The organism is Caballeronia sp. ATUFL_F1_KS39 (assembly GCF_023630985.1).
Taxonomy (GTDB): domain Bacteria; phylum Pseudomonadota; class Gammaproteobacteria; order Burkholderiales; family Burkholderiaceae; genus Caballeronia; species Caballeronia zhejiangensis.
In genome coordinates this window covers 49,319-68,111 of sequence record NZ_JALQDZ010000012.1, presented here as the reverse complement: position 1 = coordinate 68,111, position 18,793 = coordinate 49,319, and the positions used below count along the sequence as shown (strand labels likewise).

12 protein-coding genes and 1 other RNA gene are annotated in these 18,793 nt (G+C 65.2%); 3 read left to right on the top strand and 10 right to left on the bottom strand.

What is annotated here, in order from left to right; translation table 11 throughout:
- The first annotated feature begins 187 nt into the window (after nucleotides 1-187).
- Complete coding sequence (locus tag NCR93_RS08030) at nucleotides 188-505, top strand: helix-turn-helix domain-containing protein (protein ID WP_175982273.1); 318 nt, start codon at nucleotides 188-190, stop codon at nucleotides 503-505.
- On the top strand, nucleotides 495-1,841 hold the full coding sequence (locus NCR93_RS08025) for a HipA domain-containing protein (RefSeq protein ID WP_175982272.1): 1,347 nt from the start codon (nucleotides 495-497) through the stop codon (nucleotides 1,839-1,841). The genes NCR93_RS08030 and NCR93_RS08025 overlap by 11 nt, the downstream gene beginning before the upstream one ends.
- Nucleotides 1,842-1,904: 63 nt before the next feature.
- On the opposite strand, the gene NCR93_RS08020 is transcribed toward NCR93_RS08025, so the two are convergent.
- From NCR93_RS08020 to trxA, 10 genes are all read right to left on the bottom strand, one after another.
- On the bottom strand, nucleotides 1,905-2,366 hold the full coding sequence (locus tag NCR93_RS08020) for a YidB family protein (RefSeq protein ID WP_008349311.1): 462 nt from the start codon (nucleotides 2,364-2,366) through the stop codon (nucleotides 1,905-1,907).
- Between the two features lie 153 nt (nucleotides 2,367-2,519).
- Nucleotides 2,520-3,104: a ComEA family DNA-binding protein gene (locus tag NCR93_RS08015; protein WP_175982271.1), complete on the bottom strand. Its 585-nt coding sequence runs from the start codon at nucleotides 3,102-3,104 to the stop codon at nucleotides 2,520-2,522.
- Nucleotides 3,105-3,310: 206 nt separating this feature from the next.
- The gene (gene pbpC / locus NCR93_RS08010; RefSeq protein ID WP_175982270.1) at nucleotides 3,311-5,524 is read right to left on the bottom strand and encodes a penicillin-binding protein 1C; all 2,214 of its coding nucleotides are present in this window, start codon (nucleotides 5,522-5,524) and stop codon (nucleotides 3,311-3,313) included.
- A gap of 4 nt (nucleotides 5,525-5,528) precedes the next feature.
- Nucleotides 5,529-11,546 carry an alpha-2-macroglobulin family protein gene (locus NCR93_RS08005; protein WP_175982269.1) on the bottom strand — a complete coding sequence of 2,006 codons (6,018 nt, stop codon included), beginning with the start codon at nucleotides 11,544-11,546 and terminating at the stop codon, nucleotides 5,529-5,531.
- Between the two features lie 95 nt (nucleotides 11,547-11,641).
- Nucleotides 11,642-13,003: an MATE family efflux transporter gene (locus tag NCR93_RS08000; RefSeq protein ID WP_175982268.1), complete on the bottom strand. Its 1,362-nt coding sequence runs from the start codon at nucleotides 13,001-13,003 to the stop codon at nucleotides 11,642-11,644.
- A gap of 40 nt (nucleotides 13,004-13,043) precedes the next feature.
- Nucleotides 13,044-14,807: an ArnT family glycosyltransferase gene (locus NCR93_RS07995; RefSeq protein ID WP_008349322.1), complete on the bottom strand. Its 1,764-nt coding sequence runs from the start codon at nucleotides 14,805-14,807 to the stop codon at nucleotides 13,044-13,046.
- A 234-nt stretch (nucleotides 14,808-15,041) separates the two neighbouring features.
- Nucleotides 15,042-15,296: a type B 50S ribosomal protein L31 gene (locus tag NCR93_RS07990; protein WP_008349325.1), complete on the bottom strand. Its 255-nt coding sequence runs from the start codon at nucleotides 15,294-15,296 to the stop codon at nucleotides 15,042-15,044.
- A gap of 142 nt (nucleotides 15,297-15,438) precedes the next feature.
- The gene (locus tag NCR93_RS07985) at nucleotides 15,439-16,275 is read right to left on the bottom strand and encodes a M90 family metallopeptidase (protein WP_175982267.1); all 837 of its coding nucleotides are present in this window, start codon (nucleotides 16,273-16,275) and stop codon (nucleotides 15,439-15,441) included.
- Nucleotides 16,276-16,386: 111 nt separating this feature from the next.
- The gene (gene rho, locus NCR93_RS07980) at nucleotides 16,387-17,652 is read right to left on the bottom strand and encodes a transcription termination factor Rho (protein ID WP_008349328.1); all 1,266 of its coding nucleotides are present in this window, start codon (nucleotides 17,650-17,652) and stop codon (nucleotides 16,387-16,389) included.
- A 258-nt stretch (nucleotides 17,653-17,910) separates the two neighbouring features.
- Entirely contained in the window at nucleotides 17,911-18,237 is a 327-nt protein-coding gene (gene trxA / locus NCR93_RS07975) for a thioredoxin TrxA (protein WP_008349330.1), read from the bottom strand.
- 332 nt (nucleotides 18,238-18,569) lie between these two features.
- Between trxA and ffs the strand changes: the two genes are divergently transcribed.
- Nucleotides 18,570-18,668, top strand: an RNA gene (ffs, locus tag NCR93_RS07970) — signal recognition particle sRNA small type.
- The last annotated feature ends 125 nt before the right edge of the window (nucleotides 18,669-18,793 follow it).

Below are 18,793 nucleotides of genomic sequence, written 5' to 3'. Positions count from 1 at the left end.
CGCGGCGGCCGTCGGGCGAAAAAGGCAACGGAGCGATTCGTTGCCTTTTTTGTTTCTATAATCCGTGCGATCGCACGGATTCCCGCGCGGAGCACGTGCGATGAATGAAAATCCATTCGATTGCATGGATTACCGTGATCTCATACAATGATTCGGTTTTATCCCTGCGATCGCACGGATTCAAATCATGGAAATCGATATTCGAACGGCGAGCGAAATCGGCGTCGCGGTGCGTGCGGCGCGCAAAGCGCAACGGCTTCGCCAGGACGATGCGGCCGGCAGCATCGGCGTCAGCGAGAGCTTTCTCGGCAAGGTCGAGAAGGGCGCTGAGAGCGTGCATTGGGGCAAGCTGTTCCAAGTGCTCGAAGGCTTGGGCGTGCGCGTGACGGTCGATATCCCGGACGAAGCGGGTGAGCTTTTCGCGGGAGAGGCGGTCAAGCGTTACGCCCGCGTCGAGCGCGCCGAGAAACGTCGTCGCGCACGAGAGGACGCGGATGAGTCCTGAGACCATCGCGACGCTCGAAGGCCGCCGCAATCTGATCGCGAGCATCAGCGACGTCGAAGTGGGTGTGCTCAACGCCGACGACGACATCTGGTCTTTCTCCTATCTGCCGGCGTGGCGCGACAGCGTGGACGGTTATCCGCTGAGTCCGGCGCTGCCGCTGCAACCGAACGCGTTGCGCGACGGCAGCACGCGCCGCTCGGTGCAGTGGTACTTCGACAACCTCCTTCCGGAAGAAGGCCAACGCACGCTGCTCGCGCGCGACGCGGCCATTCGCAACGAAGCCGATGCCTTCGCGCTGCTCGCGCACTACGGTGCCGAATCGGCGGGTTCGGTGACGCTGCGTCCACCCGGTGCAAGCGACGAGCAACCGCCCGCCGAGCGCTTGCTGCCCGACGAAGCGTTGCAGGCGCGGATCGACGCGTTGCCCCGCCTGCCGCTCACGCACGACGCACTCAAACGCATGTCGCTCGCCGGCGCGCAGCACAAGCTGGCGGTGGTGTTGCGCGACGACGCGTTGTTCGAGCCGGCAGGCCGCACACCGTCGACGCATATCCTCAAGCCGAATCATCAGGACACCGATGACTATCCGCACTCGGTCATCAACGAATGGTTCGTGATGAAGCTCGCCGACAAGCTGCGCCTCGGCGTTCCGGGCGTGCATCGGCGCTACGTGCCTTCTCCCGTGTATCTCGTGGATCGCTTCGACCGCGAGTCGCGGGCGGGACAATGGCGCCGGCTGCATAGCATCGACGCTTGCCAGTTGCTCGACCTCGCGCGTACGTTCAAGTACGAGCAGGGCAGCGTCGAGCAACTCGCGACACTGGCCGCGCGTTGCCGGAATCAGGCGTCCGCACGCACGCGGCTCTTTTCGTGGCTCGTGTTCAATGTGCTGGTGGGAAATTCGGACGCGCATCTGAAAAACCTGAGTTTCCTCGTCTCGCGCCAAGGTATTCAGCTTGCGCCGTTCTACGACCTGCTGAGCGTAGCCGCATACGCGACGCCGTCGTATCAAAAGGACGCATGGCCGAAGCGGGCATCGTTCGCGTGGGACATCCTCGGCGCGCGCTACTACGACGACTTCGATCGCGCGTTGATGCTGCGGGCGGGCGAAGTGCTCGGTATCGCCAGGACGACGGCCGAACGGCTGCTGGATGCGCTCGCAGGTTCGATCGTGCGCGCGGCCGCCGATCTGTACGCGCGCGTCGAAGAGAAAAACGCGGCGTTGCTCGCCGAGCGGCCGGGACTCGCTGCGACGCTCGGCGGCGAGCTGATGTGTCTGCGTGTGATCCGCTACACGATCATCGAGGACATGACACGCAAGCTTGCAGCCGCCTGAAACACAAAAGCCCCGCTCGGCTCAACGCCGGCGGGGCTTTCGATTCAATGCGTGAAAGCGCGTTCAGCCTTGCTTGGGCTCTTCGCTCTTTCCGAAAAGACCTGCGAGGCCGCCAAGCGAGCCCAGAACGCCGGTCAGATCGAGCTGGCCTTCGGGCGGCACCTCACCGTTCGGCGTTGCGCGGTCGACGATATGCGGCAGCACCGCCGCGAGCATGCCGGACAGTTGGTCGCCCGAGACGCCTGCTTTCTGCGCGAGCGCGCCGACGTTGTCCTGCCCGAGCACGTTCGTGAGCGTGTCGGGGCTGATGGGCTTGTTCTCGCCCGTGCCGATCCACGACTGGACCACGTCGCCCGCGCCGTGTTGCTGGAAGCGCTGGATCAGGCCCATGAGGCCGCCGGGCTGGCTGTTGACGAAAGCGAGCGCCGCTGCGATCAGCGCGGCCTGGCCGGACTGAGCCGGTTGGCCGCCCGGTTGTTGCGACGAATTGCCGAGGGTGGAGGCGAGGATATCGAGTAGGCTCATGACGGTCTCACTACGAGAGGTTGCGGGGTGGGTTCGCCTGTGCCGCCGCATTCGGCTCGGAACCGGTCGCGGCGGCGCGGGCATCGGCCGCGAGCGGCCGTTCGACGATGGTCATACGAAGGCAAGTTTCCTTCGACAAGGTTCCCCGAAGAATCACTGACTGGCAGCCGCGGCGCTGGCGGCCTTATCTTTCTTGCTGCGTTTCGATTTTGCGGGCTTCGCTTCGCTCGCGGCGGAAGGGCTCGACGCACTCGCTGCTGCCGACGCTGCGCTGTCCTTTTTCGATTTTTTCGACGCCTTCGTTCCCGATGCTGGCGCGGCAGGCGTCGTGGCCGGCGTCTGCGCCGTCGTGGCTGCGGGCGATGTCGCGCCGGTGGCCGCGGTCGACGATTTGACCGTCGAGTTCGGCGCGGCGCTGCCGCCTTGCGTCGACGGCGTCGCGGGCTTCGACGGTTTGCCTGTCGGCGGCAGCGACGAGCCGCCGATCGTCAGCCCGTTCTGTTCCAGATTCGTCACGGATTTGGCGCCGAGACCCTTGACGCGAGTCGCGAGATCGTCGGCGTCCTTGAAGGGGCCGTTCTTCGTGCGCTCGTCGATGATCGCCTTCGACTTCACCGGCCCCAGACCCTTCACCGATTCCAGCGCGGCTTGATCGGCGGTATTGACATCGACCGCGGCGAACGCCGCTCCCATCGACAGCACGAACGCAAAGCACAGCATCAGCAGCTTTTTCAGCATGACGGCACTCCAGGCTTGAGAGAAAGGATGAATCGATAAGTTCGGGCCAATCGGGAAGATGCCGTTAAGGATAGGGCAAAAAACCGTCCCGAACGATGGCGCCCGCATTGTGCACGACCCCGCCGCGCGCACCGCGCCCGCGCACAATCTTTAACGTTGCAAAACGCTGCACGGATGACGTCGCTGTTTTAGCGGGCGTGCGCGCATCACTTCGATGTGCGCGCGGACGTCTTCGCGAAAGCGCCGCGGACCTCGAAGCCGACTTTATCGACGACTTCGCCTTTTGCATCGACCAGTTCGAGCACATGTCGGCCCGGCCACGGCAGCCATGCCGCTCGGGCGTCGTGACCGTAGGGTTTGCCGTCGAGCCGCCACGCGAGGCGCGCGCTGCCGTCCACGCGGGTGAACCACACGCGCTGACGCGCCGGCGGAATGTCAGGGTCGAGCGCGAAGATCGTGCCGTCCGTCGGTGCGCCGATGCGTGCGGCCCGCGCGTCGGCGTTCGCGCCGCGCGCCGCCTGCGCCGCGTTCGCCGTGAGACCGATGGCGCTCATCTGCGTGCCGCGCACGAACCACTCGCTGCGCGCCGGTTCGATGTCGTTCTGATACGTGACGCGCGTCGTCACGACGCCCGATGGCGCTTGCGGCGCGCGGCTATCCGATCGCCGGTTCAGATAGTTGACGATCGCGTTCCACGCCGGCGCCGCGCCCGTCACGCCCGAAACGTCCCACATCGGCGCGCCGTCGGCATTGCCGACCCAGACGCCCACGGTGTAGCGCGATGTGAAACCGATCGCCCAGTTGTCGCGCATGTCCTTGCTGGTGCCGGTTTTAACGGCGCTGAAGGTGCGCGTGGCGAGCACGCTGTCGAAGCCGAACGTGCGCGTGCGTGCGTTGTTGTCCGCGAGGATGTCGGTGACGATGAAGCTCGCTTCCGGGCTGAAGACGCGCGTGCCCGCCTGCGCCGGCCGATGGTCCGCGAGATCGAAGAAGGGCTGTGCGACGCCGCCGTTCGCGAACGTGCGATACGCGTTGGCGAGCGTCGCCAGCGTCACGTCCGCGCTGCCGAGCGCGAGGGAAAAGCCATAGTAATCGCCAGCTTGCGACAAAGGCAGCCCGAGCGCGACGAGCGTCTTCGCGAAGCGATGCGGCGTGACCATCACGAGCGTACGCACCGCCGGCACGTTGAGCGACGAGCCGAGCGCGGTTCGCACGCTTACCCAGCCCTTGAAGTCGTGATCGTAGTTTTGCGGAATGTAGAGGCCGCCGCCGGTCGCGAGATCGAGCGGCGCGTCGTCGAGCAGCGTGGCGGCGGTGACGCGCTTTTCGTCGATCGCCTGCGCATACAGAAAGGGCTTGAGCGTCGAGCCGGCCTGACGTGCCGAGAGCACGGCGTCGACTTCCGGCGCGTTCGACAGGCCGCCCGCCGAGCCGACCCACGCGAGCACGTCGCCCGAACGATTGTCGATCACGATGGCCGCCGCGTCGTGCACATTGCGCGGATGCGCGCGCGCGTTCAGTTCGGCGAGCGTGCGGGCGAGCGTATCGCGGGCGAAGCGTTGCAGGCGCGCGTCGAGCGTGGAGCGCACGCGCGCGCCGGCCTTCGGATGCACTTCGCCCGCGATGCGTCGCGCGAGATGCGGCGCGAGTGCGTCGTCGCCCTGAGCGAAGGCGGGCGCGGACGCGGTGCGGGTCAACGTGAGCTGCACGTAGCTGTCGAGATTGATGCACGGATCGACGCTCTGCGCGACGCCGTGCAGCGTCTGCATGTCGCGCAGAATCACGCACGCGCGCGCGGCGACCTTCGCAAAGGGCGCGTTCGGCGCGCGCACCAGCGCGGCGGCGAGCGCCGACTCGCGTTCGTCGAGACCGGAAGGCGCCTTGCCGAACAGCGTCTGCGATAGCGCCGACAACCCGACGATCTCGCCGCGAAACGGCACGAGATTCAGATACGCCTCGAGAATCTGATCCTTGCGCCAGGTGCGTTCGAGCCACAGCGCGCCGATTGTCTGCCCGGCCTTTTCGCCGATCGAACGGCGGCCGGCGCGCTTGCCGTCATCGTCGATGAGACCGGTGAGTTGCATCGTCACCGTCGATGCACCGCGCGTACGCGTGTTCCACAAATTGCCCCACGCGGCTGCCGCGGCGCCGCGCCAGTCGACGCCCGCGTGCTCGTAGAAACGCCTGTCCTCCGATACGACGATCGCTTCGCGCAAGGCGGGCGACACGTCGGACAACGCGATCCAGTCGCCGCGCCGCGCGCTCTTGTCGACGCGCGTGCGCGCGAGCGGCTCGCCGTCGCGCGAGAGCAGCACCCAGTCGGAGCTGCGCCAGTTCGCGCGCACTTCGTCGAAGCCCGGCTGCGCCTGCGCCGGCATCGATAGCGCGCATGCGATCAGAAGGCAGGCGGCGCGTTTCATCGGATCACTTCGCGGCGAGCGGCTTGACGACCACCGGCGCATTCGGCAGCGCGCCGAACGCCGACGGCGCGTAGAGCGCTTCGACGCGCGTCGGCGGCAGGCCGAACGTGCCCGGATTGTTCAGGCGCATCGTGTATTCGACGCTCAGCTTGCCCTTCGGCAGATAGTCGTAATACGCGCGATAACCATCGAAGCCACGCTCGACGAACGCGGGCCACGCGCCGTCATCCCGCTTCTCGCCTTCGGTCGCCGCAGCGGAATCGCGTCCGAGACCGGAGCCGAGGATCGTCGCGCCCGCGGGAATCGGATCGTTGACGACGACCCACGTCATGTCGCTTTGCGCGTCGATGTCGAGATGCACGCGGACGATATCGCCGCGCGACAGCACGCCTTTCACGGCGGGATCGATCGGCGTGACGGTTTTCGCGATGCGATAGCCCGCCGCGAACGGCGCCTTCAACGCGACAGCCGCGAGACTTTCGATCGTCGCCCACGGCTTGCCCGTGCCGTCCTGCGAGAGCGTGAGCGAACCGCTGCTCCACGGCAGCATCACGCTGCGCGCGTTCGCGTTCTTCGTCGCGGGCGTGGCCGAGGCGGGCGCGGGCGTGGACATGACAGCGGCGCTCCAATTCACGCTTTGCGCCGATGCGCCCAGCTGGATCGACGCGTGACCCGTCACCGGCGTGCTCTCGAAGAGTTGCGAGAATCGGCCGACGGCGAGCGCGCCCCACAGATTGGCGGTCGTCGTTTGCCACGCGCCGTGCTTCTGCAACGCGAGCAGGCCCGCGACGACGCGCGGCATTTCGTCCTTCCAGCCGGGCGCATCCGCGAAGATGAGCGCGGTGCGCGCGGCGTTGGTTTCCGTGCCGGTCATGAGCCACCAGAGATCGTCGTCGCGCTCGGTCGAGAACGTGAGTCGCGTGCCCTGATACGTCAGACGCGCGCGAATGATCTGCTCCGCCTGCGCACGCTTCTCGTCGCGATTCGGAATGCCGTCGACGCGCGACAGGATTGCGTAGTAGTCCAGCACCGCCGATGTCGGCCACTGATCCGGCGCGACCGTGATCGAGCCGAGCATGCGCGGCTGTGCAAGGCCATAGCGCGAGAGCGCTTCGATCGCGGCGAGCTTCCTATCGTCGAGATCGTTGCGCGGCGCCCAGAACTTGCGCTCGAGCTTGCCGTCGACGAAATTCGCGAGGCCCGCCGCCATCTGATTGCGCAGATCGTCGGGCAGCGCGAAACGGCGATCCTGCTTCGCGGCTTCATCGGTGACGGCGAGCAGATAGGCCGTGAGGGCGGGGCTGCCGGTCGGGCGCTCGTCGTCGGCGGGCGGGAAGTAGTTCGCGAGGCCGTCGCGATCGAGATACGACGGCATCCGCGCGAGCACGCCTTGCCAAAGCGCTGCGTCCATCAGGCCGAGCGCGCGCGAAGTCTGCTGTTCGAGGCAACTGTACGGATAGCGCTCGAACCAGCGACGCACGCCGGGCAGTCCTTCGGCGAGCTTCGATTGCAACGACACCGCGATGCCGCCGCGCACGGCGCCGTCGCTCGACTTGATTGCATCGGCGGGCGGCGCGACGGGCAGCGTGAGCGTGCCGTCGACTTGCGCGAGGGTCGCCTGCTGGACATTGACGGGAATCGCCGCGACGACTTTCTGCGTCAGTTTGACGGCATCGCTCGCCCTGGGTCCGGCCTGTTCGGACGCGGTCACGTTCCATTCCAACGCTGCGGATGAATTCGCGCCGAGCACATCGGGCGTCGTGACCTCCCACGCGACTTCCTGCGACGATTCCGGCGCAAGCTCGACCGTGCGCGCATCGAGCGCCAGCGCGCCGGCATGCGGCGTGATGACGACGCGCATCGTCCGCGCGGTCGTGTTGCGCAGCGTGAACTGCGCGCGGAACGAATCGCCGACACGCACGAGCGGCGGCAATCCCGATATCAGTTGCAAGTCCTGCGTGCTCTGAATCGATGCGCTGCCGGTGCCGAACTGTCCCGCCCCGACCGCCGCCACCGCGACGATGCGAAAGCGCGTGAGCGCGTCGTTCAGCGGAACGTCGATGGTCGCTTCGCCTTTGGCATCGAGCGTGACGCGCGGATTCCACAGCAGCAGCGTGTCGAACAGTTCGCGCGTCGCGCTGTGTCCGCCGCCGCCGCCCGCAGGCACCGCCTTGCGCCCGAAGTGCCGCCGCCCGACGATCTCCATCTGCGCGGTCGCCGTCTGGACGCCGTACGCGCGCCGTTCGAGCATCGCGTCGAGCACGTCCCAGCTTCGATTCGGCATCAGTTCGAGCAAGGCTTCATCGACGGCCGCGACGGCGATCTGCGTGCCCGCGGGCGCGGGCTTGCCATCGGGCAGCGCGACTTTCACCTTGACGTGCGCCTTGCCTCGCACGGTGTACGACTTCGCATCCGGACTCACGCTGACCGCGAGCCTGTGCGCCGCCGTGCCGACCTTGATCGACGCCAGCCCGTAGCGGAACGCGGGCTTGCTCAAATCGACGAGCGGCGTCGGCGCCTGATACTGACGGCCTTCGTACCAGAACGCGCGCGCCCATTCGACCGGCGCCTTCCATCCCCAAGTGAAGAAGGAATACCACGGCACTTCGCGGATGCGTCCGCGCAACGCGAGCACCGACACGTACACGTTCGGCGCCCACGACGCTTCGATTTTCAGCTCGACGCTCGGATCGGTGCCGTTCAGTTCGACGACTCGCGTCTCGACGATGCCCTCGCGCTCGACGGCGACGAGCGCCGTCGCGGAGCGGAACGGCATGCGGACCTGGAAGCGCGCGGTTTCGCCGGGCTCGTAACTCGTCTTTTCCGGCAGCACGTCGATGCGGTCAGTGTTCTCGCCGCCGAACCACAGCTCGTCCGCGCGCGTGACCCACACGGACGTACTCGCGTTGGCCGCGCGGCCGTCGCCGTCTTTCGCGATCGCGATGACATCGACATTGCCGGCATCCTTCAGCTTCGCATCGCACGAGACGATGCCGTGATCGTCGCTCTTGCCGCTGCACAGCGTGCCGAGATCCTTGATTTCCGTGTGGTTGTCGTAAGCGTAGAAGCCGCCGACCATGCGCTTTCTCGAGCTCGACATTACGCGAGCGACGGCCTTGATCTCCACCGACACGCCCGCGCGCGGCTTGCCCTGCAGATCTAGCGCGATCGCCTGCACCGGCAGCGCGCCGCCGACCGATACCCAATGTCCCGCTTTCACGCCGACCGCGACGTCGGCGGGCCACAGCGTCGTGCCGCCGCTGATCGTCTGAATCTCGCCGTTCGGATCGGCGAAGCTCGCTTCGAGCGTGAGACGCTTCGGCGATTCGAGCGCCGGCAGCGGCTTGATCGTGACCTTGCCGGCGCCTTCGCGATCGAGCGTGACGCGCAGCTTGTCGGCGACGAGCTTCGTCGTCGCGTGGTCTTCCTGCTCGCTGTCTTCGTCTTCGGCGGGCGCGCTCGCGCCGTCGTCCGTCGGCTTGCGGTAAGGTGCGAAAGTGAACGCTTCGTATTGCGAAGCGAAGGGCGGCGCGGCATCGCGCACGAGCGCGGAAACCTGCACCGGCAGATTCGATGCCGGTCCGCCCTGCACGTATTCGAGCCGCACCGCGACCGGCGCTTCCTGCGCCGCGACGAGACCGGACGCTTTGGCCTCGCCGGCCGTGATCGAGCCTTTGAACACCGGCAGGCGGAATTCCTCCACGCGGAAGCTGCCGGCTCCGTACGACTGCGTCACCGGGTTGTCGTTGTCGTTGGCGTTGCCGCTATCGTCGTCGGATGAAGCTGTGCCGTTGTCGAGCGACACGCTGTATTCGCCGAGCTTCGCGGCGGCGGGCACGGCGAAGGTCGAATCGGCGCTGTGATCGGCGGCCCATTTGAGCGGCAAATGCCACGTCTGTCCGCTGCCGACGTGCCGGATCGTCACGCGCGTTGGATAGCTCTTCGGAAACGCGAAGCCGCCGAGCGTTTGCACGCGCAGCAGGTGCTTCATGGATACGGTTTCGCCCGCGCGCAGCAGCGTGCGGTCGAACACCGTATGCGCGCGCGTCGTGCGCGCCGCGCTCATGTCGGTCGGCACGTTGAAGCGCCACGATTCGATGCCGCGATCCCAGTCCGATGTCACGAACGCCATGTCCGGACCGCTCACGGGATCGTTCACGCGCGCGGACACGAAAAAGCCGCCCCACGCGAGACTGCGCTCGTTGCATCGGCGCACGGACGCGAGCGGCTTGCCGATTTTCGCGATGCCTTGCGCATCGGTTTTCGCGGTGGCGATTTCATCGCCGTTGCAGTCGGTGACGCGCACGTCGGCGTTCGCGACGGGCTTGCCCTTGTCGAGCGTCGTGACCCAGACGACGCTGTTCTCGCGTCCCTCTTTGAAATGCACGCCGAGATTGGTGATGAGCACCGACGTTCGCACGTACATCGCCTGATTCTTGTCGAGCAGCGATGCGCCGAGCGCCGGCGAACTCAGTTCGACGACATAGAAGCCCGGCTTTGTCAGCGGAATGCCGACGACTTCGAACGGACGCAGCGCTTTCGGATCGGCGGCGGGCAAGGCGAGGGTTTCGACGCCGCGCTGTTTCGCGAGCATCGACAGCGAACGAATGTCGATTTGCGGATCGTTCGACACCGAGCCGTCGCTGTTCGGGATGATGACCGGCTCGATACCGTTGTTCAGCATCGCGGGCATGAGCTTTTCGATGGACGAGCGCGACATCGAGACGCCGTCGAACATGTCGACGGCGCGCATCCACTCGCGGATGTCCGTGTCGGCGTCGAGCTTGAGCTTCGTGATCTGCGACGTGCCCGAATGGAGCCCTTGCACATGCAGGTCCGCTTCGACATGACGCAGCGTGACCGGCAGCATCGCGGGCATGCCGGGTTCCGCGAATCGCTCGATGATGCCGAACGTGCCCGACGAGAATTTCGCGAGCGGCGGCATCGCGGCGGTCGCGGTCTTGAGCGGGAAAAGGTCGGCGTTGGCGAGCGTGCGGCCGCTCACGTCTTTCAGATTCGCGGGCGCCTCGACGGTGAGACTGGCGCGCTCGGGCAGCGGCGCGGCGAACTCGATGCCGCTCACTTCCGCATCCTTGTCGCTAGGATCGAAGTAAGGCGCGGCGCTTCCTTTCGGACCGCGCAGTGCGAACTTCTGCGCATCGGCGCGGCTGATCGGCGCGGAGAACGTGAGGCGCATCGGCCGCAGCGGCGTGCACGGTGCGTTGGCGTTTTCGCGCTCGCAGGAGAAACCGGCGGTGAAGGGCTTGCGCACGTCGAAGTTGAAGCGCTTCTCGACGTCATTGGCGATGCCGCTCGGTCCCGTCACGCCCGTGCCGTACACGAGCTGCATTTTCGTCGCGGACGGCAACGTTTGCTGGCACGCGAGCGTCAGTACGCGATCGCTCTCTTTCTCCAGGCGGAAGTGTTTGAGCAGCGCGGCGCGCGTGGCGTCGTCGACGGCGCGGACCGGAATGCGATTGCCGAGCGCGCTCGATTCGCACCAGACATGCTGCAGCACGGACGCCTGCGTCGCCGGGCCGTTCAGACGCAGCACGAAGGCCTGATTTTCTTCGATGTCGCCGTAGCCCGGCATGATGCGTGTGACGAACGGTCCGCCCGTCTGGAACGCGAAGTGGCGCGGGCCGGAAAGCGCGTTGCCGGCCGTGGATTTGAGGGTGTCCGAGAGATCGAGCGCGCAGCGCACGCCGGGCGGCAGATCGTGCTCGAAGTCGAAGGCCCAGGTCTGGGCGTCGATCCAGCGGCCCGAGCCCGCGGTAGCCGATGCGCCCGCGCCGCTACAGGCGATCTTGCCGGGCGCGGCGGCGGCCGCATTGCCGAAGGCGGTCATCGGTTCGTCGAACTTGGCGACGACCTGCCGCACTTGCGCGACCTTGCCTTGCGGCGACACGCTCGTGATGCGCGCGGCATCGGCCCGATGAAGCGCGGCGCTTGATCCCAACGCGGCGATCAGCGTGGTTGCGGCCAGAATCCATTTTTTTTGTGACGTTGTTATGCGGCTCATCCACTCGCTCCGAGTTTTCCTCGACGCGAAATTCTACTGGAGCCTTACGTCGATCTTTCGTCGGCTGCGCTCGGGCGACGCTTTTTAACGGAAGATCAATCTGCGTGCACGTTCGGCAGATGCCGCGAACTCACGCGCCGCCAATACACGAACAAGCCGACGCCCGCGACGCCGAGGCTCGCCGAATTCGCGATCCAGAAGCCGCGCGCGCCCTGCAGCCATTCGGGCACGCCGCCGCCGACATCGAAGCCGAGCAGATAACCGCCGCCTAGCCCGATGCCCCATAGCGCGATCGCGTAGATCACGGTCGGCACGAGCGTCACCTTGTATGCGCGCAGGATGAACGCGGTGGTGATCTGCAGCGCATCGCAGAAGTGATAGAAGAAGATGATGAGCACGAGCGGCATCGCGGCCGCGATCACGTTCGCATCGGGTGTGTAGGCAGCGATCACGAGCGGACGCGCCGCGAGCAGGAGCACGCCGTACACGAGCGCGAGCACGCACGCTATGCCGATGCCGTGACGCGAGATGGAGCGGGCGTCGTCGTAGCGTTGCGCGCCGAGCGCCTGCGACACGAGCGTCGACGACGCGATGCCGATCGCGAGCGGCGTCATGTACAGCACCGCGCCGAGATTGCCCGCGATCTGATGACCGGCGAGCGTCGTCGTGCCGAAGCGCGAGATAAAGAGCGCCATGAACGTGTACGACGTGACTTCGATCAGATACGAGAGGCCCATCGGAATGCCGAGCCGCAGAAGCGCGAGCTGACGCCGCCAGACCGGCCAGCAGAAGTGCGAGAAGATGGCGAACGGGCGGAAGAACTCGACCTTGAGGAGCACCGTCATGCCGACCGCCGCCAGCACCCAGTTGATGAGCGTGCTCGCGAGCGCGCAACCCGGACCGCCCAGCGCCGGCACGCCGAATCCGCCGAAGATGAACCACGTGTTGAGTGGAAACTTGAGCAGCAGGCCGCCGACCTGCAGGAACATCACGAGGCGCGGCTTGCCGACCGCGTTCGTGAGCGAGCTGTAGACGCGAAACGCGAGGCTCGCGGGCAGGCCGAACGACAGAATGCGCAGATAGTCGACGGTGCGGTCGTGCAGCGCGGGCGGCGTCTTGGCGAGCGACAGAAGCGGCTCGGGATGGAACAGCAGCACGAAGCCGATCACGGCGAGCGCGGCGGCGAGCCAGAACGCCTGACGCGTCTCTTCGCCGATTTCGCTTTCGCGGCCCGCGCCGAAGAGCTGGCCGGCGATCGGCTGCAGTGCGACGAGAATGCCCGTCAGGCCGATATACACCGAGATATAGACGGAACCGCCGAGACCGAGCGCGGCGAGATCGGTGGCGGAGAAGCGGCCGACCATCGCGGTGTCGATCACGCCGAACGCGATCACCGCGAGCTGGCCGATCAGCACCGGCCAGGCGAGCGCGGCGATCTTGCGCACATCGCTCAGCATGCCGGTCGTACTCGCGGAAGTCGGTATCGCGCGCATCGTATTACTGCGCGCGGCGCAGGCTCTTCGGGCGCAGCGGTTTCTTCGCCGGCGGCACGGGACGCTCGATGCGCACGTAGAGACGGAACCGCTCGTCGCGGTCGGCGACGCGCCGGCCTTCCCAGACGAGCTTCCACTGGAACGCCGACATCGACGACGGCTCGCCGTAATCGGCCGGATCCTGGCGCAGGATCACATCGCAATCCTCATCGAACGCGAAATGCATGCCGCCGAAATACGCGAAGGTGGCGATCTGCGCGTCGCCGAGGCGTACGGGCGAGATGCAGGTGTAGTCGGGCGGCAGATGATCGGCGATTTGCTCGGCCACGTCGCGATACGTCCGGCTGTAGTTCACGACCGGCAGCCACAGCGTCATGAGCAGGACCCACATGAGCGTGGTGCCCGCACTCGACAGCACGACGCTGCGCCACAGCACCTTCGGATGACGGGCGAGCCGCCAGCGCGCGAGCAGGAACCAGCAGACGGTCACGGCCACCGCGCACACAAAGGAAATCAGCTTGAACTCGGGATGGAAACCCGGAGCGAGACGCGCGAGATTGCGGGCCATCGCCGAGGGGAAGCCGAACATGCCGGCGGTCCACACGAGCCACACCAGCGAGCCGATGATCGTGAAACTCAGCATCGCGAACCAGTCGATCGCGTTGATCGCGCCGCGCTTGAGGGTAGGCAGCGCGAACGTCGCGAGCACCGAAAGCGGCGGCAGAAGCAGCATGAAGAGCCGGTTGGTCTCGTGCGCCTGCAGCACGACCAGCACGAGCAGCGGCCCGATGATCGACAGCGGCACGCCGACGTGCGGCGAGCGGCGCAGTCCGCCCCAACTGACGAACGCCCACACCGCGAGCGGCCACGCGGGCCACGTGAAGAGCGGCAGGTTCTTGATCGCGTAGCCGAATATCGAACCGGGCGTGCCGGAGAAGAACGAGAAGCTGTTGCGCCACCATTGGCGCAGCCACCATTCGCCGTCATCCGGGAAGTAATGCAGTGTCGGCAGCACCCATGCGCCGATCAGCAGGATCGCGACCGGCAGCCCGAAGATCAGGAGCGGCGCGGAGCGGATTTGTTTGACGACGATCGTCATCGCGAGCGTGCAGAGCAACAGCGCGAAGACGAGCACCGGCGAGCTCGACAGGCCGACTACGCCAAGCGCCGCGCCCCACACGAGACCGCCGTGGATCGGCTTGTCGAGGCTGCGCACGAGGCCGTAGAGGAGCATCGCGGTGCCGGCGAACTGCGCAAGCTGCGGCGTGGTCTCGTGGCCGCGCTCGGCGAGTCCGAAGCACGCGAGCAGAATCAGCAGTGCGCCATCGGCGAGCGTGCGGCCGTAGTCGCGCGGCTCCGGTTCGCCGCCGAACGCGTATTTGAAGGGCTGGGCCTCGTCGCGCCGTCCGAGCAGATAGGCCGAATACCAGACGAACGCGCAGGCGAGACAGAAGAGCAGGCCGGTGACCACGCGCGATGCGTTGCTCGCATCGACCCACGGACTCAAAAGCCGAATCGCCGATGCGCCGAGCCAGTACATCAGCGGGCCGTCGGCGGTCGGCGCCTTGCCGACCAGGTTAGGCAGCAGCCAGTCGCGCGCGTCGCCATTGGCCATCGTCCACATGACGCCGAAGCCGCCCGCATCTTCGTTCTTCCACGGATCGCGGCCGAACAGCCCGAACGACGCATAGGTGATGCAGATGGCGAGCAGAAGCCAGCGCGGCAGGGCGCTGGTGGCGGAGGCGGTCAGACGAACGACAGATCGCATGCGTGAAGGCTTGATGGAGAGCGGCCCGCTGATTCGCGCTGGATGCGCGACGGGGCCAAAGCAACCGGCATTGTAGTCGCGCGGCGGCGTAAAGGGCGGTTCATCGAAGCTCGCCGTAACCCGCGCAACAATGCATGCCGGATGCAGCAAGGGCGGTGCGGTGGCATGCGCCAAGCTGCCGGCGACAAAAAAGGGCAGCCGAAGCTGCCCTTTTCGCTGAAGCCGAAGCCCGACTTACTTCTTGGTGGAGAAGCGCGCGAACTTGTTGTTGAACTTCTCGACGCGGCCCGCCGTGTCCATGATCTTTTGCTGACCGGTGTAGAACGGGTGCGATTCCGACGACACTTCGATTTTCGCGAGCGGGTAGGTCTTGCCGTTGAATTCGGCGGTTTCGCGCGTCTGGATGGTCGAGCGGGTCACGAACTTGAAGTCGTTCGACATGTCGACGAACAGGACTTCGCGGTAATCCGGGTGAATGCCTTCTTTCATGGTCTTTCCTGGTATCTGGCGGTAGCCAACCCGTTGCACTCGTTTTTTAGTGCCGCGCGAGTCACTTGCCTAGGGTCGAAAAAAGGGCGATTATGCCAGAAAATCAGTCGGTTGACATCTTTTTCGGAGGCCGCGGCGCAACTCATGCAGCCGGCGCGACGAGCGCCCCAACGCCCGCCGGGTCTTGCCGGTAATAGCGCGCGAGCAGCCGGTAAAGCTCGGGATATTCGGCTTCGAACAGCTTCGGCGTCACGAAAAGCGCCTCGCTGCACACCGCGAAGAATTCCGACGGATGATCGGTCGCGTAAGGATCGATCAGCGAGTCGCGTTCGAACCGCGCCCAGCGGCGCTCCGGCACCGCATCGACGCGTGCGCAGAACTGGTCATAGGCGTTGTCGAAAATGTCGGACCACGTGGTCGAATCGAGCGGCGCGTGCCAGCGCCGGTAAAGCGGCGGATGACCGTCGGCCTCGCCCGTCACCATGTCGATCTTGTGCGCGAATTCGTGGATGACGACGTTGTAGGCGTCCGATCCGTCGGCCATCTGCGCGTCTTCCCACGACAGGACGACCGGGCCGCCTTCCCACGCTTCGCCGCTCGCATCGTGCTCGACTTCGTGCACGACGCCGTCTTCGTCCTCCACGGTTTTGCGGATGATGAACTCGCCCGGATACACGATCACACCGACCCAGCCGCGATACAAATCGAGATCGAGATTGAGCACCGGCAGACAGGCCTGCGCGGCGATCGATACGATCATCTGATCCGTCAGTTCGAGATCGTGCGCCGTCGAGAATTCCTTCTGCGCGATGAAAAGGCTCGCGGTTTCGCGCAGACGCGCGAGGTCGCTGGCGTCCAGATGTCCGAAGCACGGATACGTGTCGAGCGTGCGTTGCCAGAGCGCGTCGTCGATCGCGTATTTGCGCAGCGCGCGCTCGCGGCGTTGCGCGCCGAACCAGCGGGAGAAGAGGTTGGCCATGCGTTGAATCGGAAGACTGAACTAGTTGCGGATTGTACGCACGGCCCCAATAAAAAACCGCCTGACGATGCAGGCGGTTTTCTGTTCCGAAGCAGCGAAGCGGGACGGAGATCAGCCTCCGCCGCGGCGCATCATGTCGAAGAACTCGGCGTTGTTCTTCGTCTGACGGATCTTGTCGAGCAGGAATTCCATCGCTTCGACTTCGTCCATGTCGTGAATGAACTTGCGCAGCACCCAAACCTTCTGCAGCAGATCGGGCTTGATGAGCAATTCCTCGCGACGCGTGCCCGACTTGTTCAGATTGATCGACGGATAGACGCGCTTTTCCGCGAGGCGGCGCTCGAGGTGCACTTCCATGTTGCCGGTGCCCTTGAACTCTTCGTAGATCACGTCGTCCATGCGGCTGCCCGTTTCGATGAGCGCCGTGCCGATGATCGTGAGCGAGCCGCCTTCCTCGATGTTGCGCGCGGCGCCGAAGAAGCGCTTCGGACGCTGCAGCGCGTTGGCGTCGACACCGCCCGTCAGCACCTTGCCCGATGCCGGCACGACCGTGTTGTAGGCGCGCGCGAGACGCGTGATCGAGTCGAGCAGAATCACGACGTCATGCTTCATTTCGACGAGACGCTTCGCCTTCTCGATGACCATTTCGGCCACTTGAACGTGACGCGCGGCCGGTTCGTCGAATGTCGATGCGATGACTTCGCCGCGCACCGAGCGCTGCATTTCAGTGACTTCTTCCGGGCGTTCGTCGATGAGCAGCACGAACAGGATGACGTCCGGATGATTCGCCTTCACCGCATGCGCGATGTGCTGCAGCATCACGGTTTTACCCGACTTCGGCGATGCGACGAGCAGGCCGCGCTGGCCCTTGCCGATCGGCGAGATCATGTCGATGATCCGGCCCGTGACGTTTTCCTCGCCGCGCATTTCGCGTTCGAGCGGCAGCGGCTTGTTCGGATGCAGCGGCGTGAGGTTCTCGAACATGATCTTGTGTTTCGAGGCCTCGGGCGGCTGCCCGTTGACTTTGTCCACCTTCACGAGCGCGAAATAGCGCTCGCCGTCCTTCGGCGTGCGGACTTCGCCTTCGATCGTGTCGCCGGTGTGCAGATTGAAGCGGCGGATTTGCGACGGGCTGATATAGATGTCGTCCGTGCTCGCGAGATACGACGTCTCGGGCGAGCGCAGAAAGCCGAAGCCGTCGGGCAGCACTTCGAGCGTGCCGTCGCCGAAAATCGTGTCGCCGCCCTTGGCGCGCTTTTTAAGAATCGCGAACATCAATTCCTGCTTGCGCAGGCGGTTCGCATTTTCGATTTCGAGGCCGTTGGCCATCTCGATCAGTGCGGAGACGTGCTGAGACTTGAGCTCGGATAAATGCATACGGATTTCCCGCCGGGGAGAGAGGTGCGACAGAAAGATTTGGGAGAAGAGGTGAGCGGAACCGCTCGAGACTTAATACTTCTTGAACTCTTGTGATTCTAGCATAGCACACGCCACAGCGGCCTCGGGTGGGCTTTGGGCGGGGCTTGTCGGCCGATGTTGTCGCGTGACAACATCGGCTGCATCGGCACCACGCCCTGGCGTGTCGTCGATGCAGACGCGAGCGACGGGAGATGCCGCCGCTCGCCGGTGATGCCGTTACAGGTTGCTGTCGAGGAACGCGGTCAGTTGCGACTTGGACAATGCGCCGACTTTCTGCGCGGCCACTGCGCCGTTCTTGAAGAGAATCAGCGTGGGAATGCCGCGCACGCCGAACTTCACGGGCGTCGACTGATGTTCGTCCACGTTGATCTTCGCGATCTGCAGGCGATCGCCGTAATCCTTCGCGACTTCGTCGAGGATCGGGGCAATCATCTTGCACGGACCGCACCACTCAGCCCAGAAATCGAGCAGGACAGGTTTATCCGACTTGACGACATCCTGTTCGAAAGAAGCGTCGCTGATGTGCTTGATTGATTCGCTCATTGTCTGAATACCTCTATTGAATCGAGGCCCGCGTTTGAATGCTCGCCACGATACACCAAAACCGAAAAAATTTTCGTCACCAACGGGCCGGACTTCGGCCCGCGCGCCGTGCGCCAGAATGAACCGCGAACGGCGGCGAATGATCCGCGGAAGGGCGAAATGCACCACTTCCAAGTAATTCACGTGTCATCTTAGCCTAATTCGCTATCCGTTGCCGGATGCTGATAGGGCGCATCTGAGGCCGAAAATACGAAGCACAAGAGGGGCTCGGAAGGGCGTGCGTTTCGCCGACGCCTTCCGGCTGCGCCCGACCCCGTGGTACAATTCAACGTGACGGGCCTCCTCGCATGGTGGCGCGGTCAACCTGGTCAGGTCGGGAACGAAGCAGCCACAGCCGCTTTCCACCAGTGCCGAGGGTCGGGCTCGTCACCTTCCGCTTTTCTTCCGTAGGTCTCCCTGCTGGTTTTCCTGGCTTATTCGTGTTCCGCACGCCATGGCGCGTGGCGAGTTCGTGCGCCCGATCACCCCGCTGGAGCGGCGATTGCGCAAGGTCGTT

Excerpts from the sequence above, each read along its gene's own strand:
- NCR93_RS08025 (WP_175982272.1), top strand. The coding sequence starts at position 495 with ATGAGTCCTGAGACCATCGCGACGCTCGAAGGCCGCCGCAATCTGATC.
- NCR93_RS08000 (WP_175982268.1), bottom strand. The coding sequence starts at position 13,003 with ATGCTGAGCGATGTGCGCAAGATCGCCGCGCTCGCCTGGCCGGTGCTG.
- NCR93_RS07990 (WP_008349325.1), bottom strand. The coding sequence starts at position 15,296 with ATGAAAGAAGGCATTCACCCGGATTACCGCGAAGTCCTGTTCGTCGAC.
- NCR93_RS07995 (WP_008349322.1), bottom strand. The coding sequence starts at position 14,807 with ATGCGATCTGTCGTTCGTCTGACCGCCTCCGCCACCAGCGCCCTGCCG.
- trxA (WP_008349330.1), bottom strand. The coding sequence starts at position 18,237 with ATGAGCGAATCAATCAAGCACATCAGCGACGCTTCTTTCGAACAGGAT.
- NCR93_RS08020 (WP_008349311.1), bottom strand. The coding sequence starts at position 2,366 with ATGAGCCTACTCGATATCCTCGCCTCCACCCTCGGCAATTCGTCGCAA.
- NCR93_RS08015 (WP_175982271.1), bottom strand. The coding sequence starts at position 3,104 with ATGCTGAAAAAGCTGCTGATGCTGTGCTTTGCGTTCGTGCTGTCGATG.
- pbpC (WP_175982270.1), bottom strand. The coding sequence starts at position 5,524 with ATGAAACGCGCCGCCTGCCTTCTGATCGCATGCGCGCTATCGATGCCG.
- NCR93_RS07985 (WP_175982267.1), bottom strand. The coding sequence starts at position 16,275 with ATGGCCAACCTCTTCTCCCGCTGGTTCGGCGCGCAACGCCGCGAGCGC.
- NCR93_RS08005 (WP_175982269.1), bottom strand. The coding sequence starts at position 11,546 with ATGAGCCGCATAACAACGTCACAAAAAAAATGGATTCTGGCCGCAACC.
- NCR93_RS08030 (WP_175982273.1), top strand. The coding sequence starts at position 188 with ATGGAAATCGATATTCGAACGGCGAGCGAAATCGGCGTCGCGGTGCGT.
- rho (WP_008349328.1), bottom strand. The coding sequence starts at position 17,652 with ATGCATTTATCCGAGCTCAAGTCTCAGCACGTCTCCGCACTGATCGAG.